General features: G+C 70.6%; 3 protein-coding genes. 1 reads left to right on the forward strand and 2 read right to left on the reverse strand.

What is annotated here, in order from left to right:
- On the reverse strand, positions 1-505 hold a 505-nt coding region (locus FVW20_RS13795), incomplete at its 3' end, for an AraC family ligand binding domain-containing protein (protein WP_196610065.1).
- A 44-nt stretch (positions 506-549) separates the two neighbouring features.
- A complete protein-coding gene (locus FVW20_RS13800; protein ID WP_196610066.1) occupies positions 550-1200 on the reverse strand; it encodes a LysE family translocator in 651 nt (216 codons plus the stop codon).
- Between the two features lie 439 nt (positions 1201-1639).
- Here FVW20_RS13800 and FVW20_RS13805 point away from each other — a divergent pair.
- Positions 1640-1961, forward strand: a 322-nt coding sequence (locus FVW20_RS13805) for a hypothetical protein (protein ID WP_196610067.1), incomplete at its 3' end; no start/stop codon positions are given.

A 1961-nucleotide genomic window follows, 5' to 3' on the forward strand; every position in this document is an offset into this window, starting at 1 on the left:
TGGTGGCCAGCCCCGCCGCCAGCAGCAGCCGCTCGGAAGTCAAGGCCTCGTCGCGGCCCAGCAGCGCGCCGTGCGCCAACCGCAGCACCACCGCCGCCAGCCGCGCGTCATACACGATGGGCGCATCGAAGCGCACCACATCCGGCCTTCCGGCAGCCTCGGCGAACAGGGCGGGCGGCACGTAGACCATCACGTAGGCGATGCCGCTGCTGTCGCCCGCGTTGCCGTCATGGGCCTGCTCCGGCGAAAACAGCATCACCCCGCTGCGGTGCGAGGCCAGTTGCGCGCCGTTCAGCCGGTACTGCTGGATGCCCCGCTGCGTCACGCCCAGGGCGTATTCCTCGTGGGCGTGCCGCCTGTAGGCAAAGCGGGTCATGGTGGCGGACAGCACCGTCACCCCCGCCGCGCGGCGGTACACGAACCGCTCGCCGGAAAGGGCGGGGCGGTTCGCAGCGCCGCTGTCGCCGTCACCGTCGCCGGGGCGAATCCTGTCGTCCGTGCTCACGCGTCCCATCCGCTCACCACGCCACCCATCGAAATCTCACGCCTTCAATGGGCCAGCACCTGCTGCACGCCCGACATGGCCACCGCGCAGTACACCAGAAACAAGGCCATCAACACGTTGACCACCCGCCGGTACGCCGACAGGAACCGGCGCAGCAGCGCGCCAAACCCCACCCACGCGGCAAAGGCGGCCCAACCTATCACCGACACCGCCGCCACCCCGGCGGCCACGCCCCCGCGCGACCCCTGGGCCAGCGCCACAAAGCTGGGCATCACCGTCAGGGTGAACATGACCACCTTGGGATTCACGAACTGCATCAGGAACCCGGTGACGAACAGCGCCCGGTCGGAACGCGGGACGGGGCCGCCGCCCGTGTGACCCGCCGGGGCATCCCCCACGGCCTGCCCTCCGTCCGCTCCCACGTCCATGCCGTACACCTTCCACGCAAGGTACAGCATGTACGCCCCGCCCACCAGTTGCAGCACCGGCTGGGCAAGCGGCAGCAATTCGGCCAGCAGGCTGTTCAGCGCGGCGGATGCCGCCAGCATCAACGCAAAGGCCGCCGCCGCCCCGGCGGAAAACACCAGCGCCCGGCGCGTGCCCTCGCCATGGGCAATGGACAGGATGACGACATTGGTGGGCCCCGGCGTGAAAGTGACCACCACGCAATACAACAGCAGCGAAAGCAGGCTCATGACATGGCTCCCGGTACAGGCTGATACTGGATGGATGCCTGATGCCCGACAAGCACGCGCACGCTGGCGTCCGCTCAGACGTGCACCCGGCATGCGTCTGGCGCATCTCCGGCGGGCATATCGGCATCCCGCCTGCTGCATGCCCCATGCACACCGCGCGCGCATAGGACGATATTGCGACGGCGACATGCTGCCGGAAACGGTCTGCGGGAATGGGGGCCGTCTGCCCTGCCTGCTCCTCTTTCCCGCGGAGCCTCGCACCTGCTGCCCGCAAGTCCATACCGGCCCCACTGCCCCCGGCTCACTGTCCTCACTGCCCCGGCCACGTTGACAACCCCGCCACCCTGCCCTACGTCGGGGCAAGGCCCCTCGTGCCCTCCGCGCATTCCGCTTCCGTTCGCAACCCGCCCCCGGCCCTGCCGGGCGCACCCCCCAGCCCATGCCCCACGCCCCCGAAGACTTCCGCCTGTCCGGCACACCCGGCGCGCCCGATTCCCTCGATCGCCCCGATCTCACAGGTCCCCCCGATCTCACGGGCACGCCGAGGCAGGGCACTGCCCCGGTCGCGCCTGCCGCCGCGTCATCGCCCCGCAACACCACCGCTATTCCCGACGCCCCCGCCGCGGCGCTCGCCTCCTTCCACTACGACACGGACAACCCCGTACGCGACTACATCACCGCGCTGCTGGGCTCGCCCTTCGGGCGGCAGGTCACCCATCACCGCGCCCTGCCCGCGCGCGAGGCCGCCCACGCCCCCAACC

It is taken from the genome of Nitratidesulfovibrio oxamicus (genome assembly GCF_015731765.1).
In the GTDB taxonomy this organism is placed as follows: Bacteria; Desulfobacterota; Desulfovibrionia; order Desulfovibrionales; family Desulfovibrionaceae; genus Cupidesulfovibrio; species Cupidesulfovibrio oxamicus.